Below are 5,760 nucleotides of genomic sequence, written 5' to 3' on the forward strand. Positions count from 1 at the left end.
CGATGTCTAGCAGCCTTCGCTCGGCATACCGCTTCGAGCGCTCGGCCCTGCGATCTGTTTCTCTCGATTCGAAGGGCTTTGCTTCCGTTCGTTCGGTTTGTTCGACCTGCTTCGGCGGCTGCGGCTCCCTCGCCGCTTGATTCATCGGCTGTGGATCCCTGGCCGCTTGAATTTGCCTTGGCGTTTCCGGTTCTGGTTTGCGCGCAGCATCGGGTTTCGGCGTCGCGGCTTGAGCAGCCGCTACCTGATCGGGAGGAACAGCGGCAGACTGTTCCACCGGTACCGCATCGTGCTTTATGGCGGCGACTGATGCGGGACGGTCCTGATCAGGAGTGGTAACTTGGTTCGGAGTCACGGCAGCGTGGTTGGGCGTCGGAGTGACTTGCGCGGCCAGAGCTTGCGGGGTGACCGGCGTCTCCGGTTCTGCACGGGCAAACCGCTCAACCCTTGTTTGCCCGGCAGGGCTGTCTTTCATCGCGGTGTGTGTCAGGAGCACGCCGCCTCCGAAACCGAAGACAAGCGTGCCGACCACGGTTCCAACTCCGATCAGATACGAACCCAAAGAGAACGGCATGTTGACCTCCACTGTCCCAAAATGAACGCGCGCATCGCGGCGGAAGTTCCTGCGATTTGTTTGCGCGACCCGATTGGCAGCCTTGGGAAAGTTCCCGTTCGTTGAAGTCGTCATCGGAGAAAGAGGGTGTCAGGAAGCAATCCGCGTTTGCTACGAGATTGCTTCAGGAGCACGCTTCGCAGCCTGTTACCCTACGAATGAAGGCCAGCGCGGCCAGTCACAAAGTGTGTTTGTCCCACCTTCGTTAAGGGTCAGAGTGCGACCTCAACCAGCGAATGATCGATGTCCGTTCGTCCCTCAACAGCAGATATTGATCAGGGCGACGGCTAGGCAGCCTGGTGCCGACAGCGGCAACGAACGGGTTTACCAGGTGGAGAAAGAACCGCCGAACGGCGATCGAAAATCGCGTGGGCGCGCGTAACTGAATTCGGCCTCCGGATCGCGGCGCCGGATCTTGATGCCGCCTTGCGGCTCGCCGCTCAGGAGCACCACGAAACCGGTGCCCTTGCCGGTCTCCGAACTCAATGCCTCGCCGGCTGGAAGCGCCGCCTTCGGCGAAAAAGCGCCTACTTTTCAACGAAGAAAAAATCCTCCTTGCCGGGGAGCGATCCGTAAGTGTAGGGCTCCTGCCGCCCGGCGGTGGCTTCCATCACGTCGTCGCGCACCAGGCGAAACAGCTTGTTGATTTCGACCCCAGGGGTGGCGACCCGCTGCAACACGGCCACCGCAAACGGCGAATTGTCGCCCTCGCCATCGAGCGCGACCTGTCCGTTTTTCGCGGCGAACACCACCAGCGTTCCGCCACTCGTCTTGACCTCGGCAAGTCCCCGGCCGATCGAGCGCGAGGATATCTTTGCGCCGCCTGTCGGCGTGGCCGCGGCGCTCGCCGGCGCTTCGGTCTTGCGCGGCGAAAACGGATTGTCACGGCAGGCATCGAGCACCACGAGCTTGAGCCGGTTGGCGGTGTCGACCGCAGCGAGCACCTGATCCAGCGGCACGGCCTCGAACTGGATGTCGCGATCCACCGCCAGCCGTGCGTCCGTAGGCACGAGATAGTTGACGCCACCGACCTCCAGGCCGTGCCCGGCATAGTATACCATGGCCCAGTCGGCCTTTTCGGCCTCGTCGGCGAAGGCACGCAGGCTGTCGACAAGCTTCTCGCGCGTGGCGTCATTGGCAAGCGTCACCGACTCGAATCCAATATTGCGCAACGATGCTGCGATCGCCGCGGCATCCTTCTGCGGATTCACGAGAGCAGGCACATTCTTGTAGGCGGAATTGCCGATCACCAGCGCGACGCGGCGGCCTTGTCTGGCGACAGTCGTTTTGATGGTTGCGGGGGCAACAGTTGGGGCGGCGATAGCCGGTGTCGGGATCGATGTGGCGGAAGTTGCCTTTGGCAATGAGTTCGGAATGGACGGTTGAGCAATGCCGGAGTCGAGGGCAGCCAGACGTGCGTGGGCGGTTTCCAGAGCTGATCTTGGCGCATCGGCAAACCGATAGGGGTATCGGGAGGTCGTCGCCTGCTCGAATTTGACGCGAGCGCTCGCAACGTCGCCCATCTTTTCATAGGTCAGTCCGAGTCCGGTGAATGCCGGAATGTAGTCCGGCCGCACACGCAGCGCCCGCTCGTAATCCGCTATCGCGCGCGCAAAATCCCCCTTGTAACGAAGCGTATCGCCGCGTTCGACATTGACGATCATGCTCTTCGGATCCAACGCGATCGCGCGGTCCTGATCGAGCAGCGCGCGATCGAGATCTCCCTTTAACCGCCAAGCCGCGCCGCGATTGGCATAAGAGTTGGCAAATCTGGGGTCGAGCCGGATCGCGTCAGTGAAATCGGCGATAGCGCGGTCGTATTCGCCCTTTTTCGTCCAAATGAATCCGCGGTTATTATAGCCCAGGGCGTCCGGGTGGAGCCGGATTGCTTCATCAAGGTCCTCGATGCCGCGATCGTACTCGCCTATTTCCTTCCACGCATTGGCTCGGTTATGGTAAGCGCTCGCGTATTTTGGATCGATCCGGATTGCCTCATTGTAATCGGCGATGGCGCGCTCGAACTCGCCCTTGTCAGCCCAAGCGATGCCCCGGTTGTAGAAGGCGGCGGCAGGCGATCGAATTCCTCCACTGGTGAGCGCGCGGGTGCAACCGGCAATCGAGCGGTCGGGATCAGATCCTTGTTCGCAATCCCGGACGTCTCGCTGGTTCGCGGCTCTCGTGGGCGATGCAAGCAAAGCGAGCGCTGTTACGGCTGCTACGAAGCAATACTCGTTTCGCATGATGTCAGCTTCCGAAAATGACCATTTACTCACGAGAGGTAGAAATCCTGCCGCCCCGGAGATCGAGCCGTACCCTTTTTGCTTGCGGCCGGTCGCTTCCATCACGCCGTAGCGGACAGCCGCTGCCATCTAACCACATTGGCGATCAATAAAACGAAAAATCCAACGGCTATGTCAGCCTGGTGCCGACAGCGACAACGAACAGATTCACCGGGTGAAAAAAGAACCGCCGAATGGCGATCGCCCATCGCGCGGGCGCGCGTAACTGAATTCGGCCTCCGGATCGCGTCGCCGGATCTTGATGCCGCCTTGCGGCTCACCGCTCAGCAGCACCACGAAATCGGTGCCCTTGCCGGTCTCCGAACTCACGGCCTCGTCGGTGACGATCAGCGAAGACCGCGGCGCGATCCCCGCGATGCGATCCAGTGCATCCGGCGGAATGACAATCCGCTCGAGCGCGCCGCTGGCGCTGGCCGGTGGCGTCGACTCGGCGTCGTGGCCACGTGCCCCGACTTGCGAACGCGAACCTTCCAGCGAGACGACGCTCCATCGCAGCCTGGCCTCGCCGCCGGTGCGTTCCATCGCGGTAAAGACATGCGTGCCGATCGGACGATCGGGATCCACAATCGTCACCGGCACATCCAGCACCGGCTCAAAACCTTGCCGGACATACAGCCGCTGGGTCTTGCGGCTGATCAGCACCGATACCGGCTCGAGCTCGCGCATCACCAGACGCGCCGCCTCGGCCGCCGCGGCCCGCGCCGTCTCCGCGCCGGCAGCGGCTTCCCGCGCCGCCGCCGCGGCGTCGAGCTTCGGCTGCAGCTCGGTCTTGGCGGCGTCCAGTTGCGTCTGCAACTCGACAACCCTGGCTGCGGCCTGCGCCTTGTCGCTTTCAGCCCGCTCCCTGGCCTCGCCCGGGATGGCGGCGCCGAGCGCGGCCTCGGCGGTTGCCACTAGCGCCTCGGCTCTTCGCTTCTGGTTTTCCGCCACACGCACCGGCACCGTCGCCAGCGCGGACTCCCGGATCGCGGCCCAGGCGGCGCGCCTGGCCTGTTCCGCCTTTTTGGCCGCCTCATCCGCCTCCGCCATCCGCGCGGCGGCCAGCGCGCCGGCCCCGGGCTTCGGCTGAAACAGAACCGGATGGGCGATCTCGACAGGCGCCGCATCGGTCGGTGCCACGATCACCCGCAAGCCCATTTTGGTCACGTCGAACAGGCGTTCGGCGAAGTCGAACGGCATCCGGACGCAGCCATGCGACGCCGGATATCCCGGCAGCGCGCCGCCGTGGAGCGCGATGCCCGACCAGGTCAGGCGTTGCATGTGCGGCATGAACGCATCGTCGTACAGGTTCGAGTGGTGATCCGCGTCCTTCTGGATCACGCTGAAAATCCCGGCGGGCGTCTCGCGTCCCCTTTGGCCGCTCGACACCGGCGCCCGCAGGATCCAGCCATTGGCGTCATAGACGGTGATCCGCTGGCTCTGCAGCGAAACGATCGCCAGCACCGGCTCGCCGGCCGCGCGCGATTCGATCGACTCGACCGCGCGGTCGCCGCGGCGCTCCGTGGCGCCGGCATGACCTGCCGCCGCGCTCAGCGCGGCCAGAACCGCCATCGCAAGATGGGCCGGGCGTGGCCTTGACTGCTCGCGTTTCCAGTTCAAAAAAGCGACCTCACCGATCGGGGCCGCGCCAGTTTGCACCTCAAAGATTGATAAAACCATTCCGTCGAAACTGCCAAGACGGAATTTCCCGGATGCCCCTGTCGGCCAGGGCCGGCAATGCCCATCCGCGGCCGTTTCCGCGGGGAGCGCGGGGAGATTGACTCACTTCTCAGGACAACTAACGTAGCTGAAAGCACCGCTGCGTTTGCCCGCAATGGCGGGGGGCACGTCGCATGGTGGGTAGATACGGGTGCGCGCCAAATCTGCGCCGCAACGGGGCCTGATCCGAGAGCACATGACCGAGTTGATGCCAGCCGGGGAGCATATTTCCGACGTTGCGAGCAGACCTGTGCCGTCGCGCGAAGCGACCCGATGGACGGCGCGCTTCGAGCGCCATGATATCGCAACCGTCACGCTGCTGGCGACGCTGGTCGCGGTCGCGCTCCTGACCTACCAGGATTATGCGATCTCGAACGACGAAGGCGTGCAGCGTCACTACGGCGAATTGATCATCGCCTACTATCGCAGCGGCTTCCGGGACCAGAGCCTGTTCAGCTTCCTGAACCTTTATCTCTATGGCGGCCTGTTCGACATCATCGCCATCCTGCTTGGTCATGTGATCCCGATCGATCCGTTCGATCTGCGCCATATCGTCTGCGCCCTGATCGGTATCGGCGGGATCGGTGCGGCGGCGGCGACGGCGCGGCTGATCGCGGGTCCGCGCGCGGGCCTGATCGCCGCGGCCTGCCTGACCTCATGCGGCGCCTGGTATGGCTCGATGTTCAACCATACCAAGGACATTCCCTTTGCCGCGGCGATGATGGCGGCGACGCTGGTGCTGATCCGGATCGCGCGCGTGCTGCCGTCGCCCCGCGCCGGCGACATCGCAGCCTTCGGCCTGCTGGCGGGCGCAGCACTCGGCGAACGGGTCATCGGTCTGCTGCTGGTGATCTATGTCGGCTTTGCCATCGTGCTGTATTTGCCCTGGCCGGGCGACGGCCGCATTTGGCTGCGCTTTGGCGTCAAATCGCTGCTGGCGATGGTGCCGGCGCTGGCGCTGGCCTATGTCGTGATGATTCTGGCCTGGCCCTGGGCGGCGCTGGCTCCGCTCAATCCGATCCGCGGCCTGCTCGCCTTCTCCGAGTTCAACTACTCGATCCGGACGCTGCTCGCCGGCCAGATCTATGAGATGGCGAACGTGCCGCGGCTTTATGTGCCGATCTATATTGCGATCCGGGTGCCGCTGCT

The 5,760-nt window shown here is 63.7% G+C and carries 4 protein-coding genes and 1 pseudogene; 1 reads left to right on the plus strand and 4 read right to left on the minus strand.

The window, feature by feature from the left end; translation table 11 throughout:
- From ABR948_RS27745 to ABR948_RS27760, 4 genes and pseudogenes are all read right to left on the minus strand, one after another.
- Nucleotides 1-574, minus strand: a pseudogene (locus ABR948_RS27745) (hypothetical protein); the annotation flags it as partial.
- Nucleotides 575-937: 363 nt separating this feature from the next.
- On the minus strand, nt 938-1,099 hold the full coding sequence (locus ABR948_RS27750; protein WP_428124207.1) for a hypothetical protein: 162 nt from the start codon (nt 1,097-1,099) through the stop codon (nt 938-940).
- Nucleotides 1,100-1,140: 41 nt separating this feature from the next.
- Nucleotides 1,141-2,982, minus strand: a complete 1,842-nt coding sequence (locus ABR948_RS27755; RefSeq protein ID WP_428124209.1) for a tetratricopeptide repeat protein — start codon at nt 2,980-2,982, stop codon at nt 1,141-1,143.
- Between the two features lie 78 nt (nt 2,983-3,060).
- Nucleotides 3,061-4,512 carry a L,D-transpeptidase family protein gene (locus ABR948_RS27760; protein WP_428124211.1) on the minus strand — a complete coding sequence of 484 codons (1,452 nt, stop codon included), beginning with the start codon at nt 4,510-4,512 and terminating at the stop codon, nt 3,061-3,063.
- A 295-nt stretch (nt 4,513-4,807) separates the two neighbouring features.
- Here ABR948_RS27760 and ABR948_RS27765 point away from each other — a divergent pair.
- On the plus strand, nt 4,808-5,760 hold a 953-nt coding region (locus ABR948_RS27765; RefSeq protein ID WP_428124213.1), incomplete at its 3' end, for a glycosyltransferase family 39 protein.

Origin of the sequence: Bradyrhizobium sp. (assembly GCF_050014615.1) — a bacterium.
In the GTDB taxonomy this organism is placed as follows: Bacteria; Pseudomonadota; Alphaproteobacteria; order Rhizobiales; family Xanthobacteraceae; genus Bradyrhizobium.

What these genes read in the sequence shown, in the direction of transcription:
- ABR948_RS27755 (WP_428124209.1), bottom strand. Translation starts at nt 2,982, where the DNA reads ATGGCAGCGGCTGTCCGCTACGGCGTGATGGAAGCGACCGGCCGCAAG.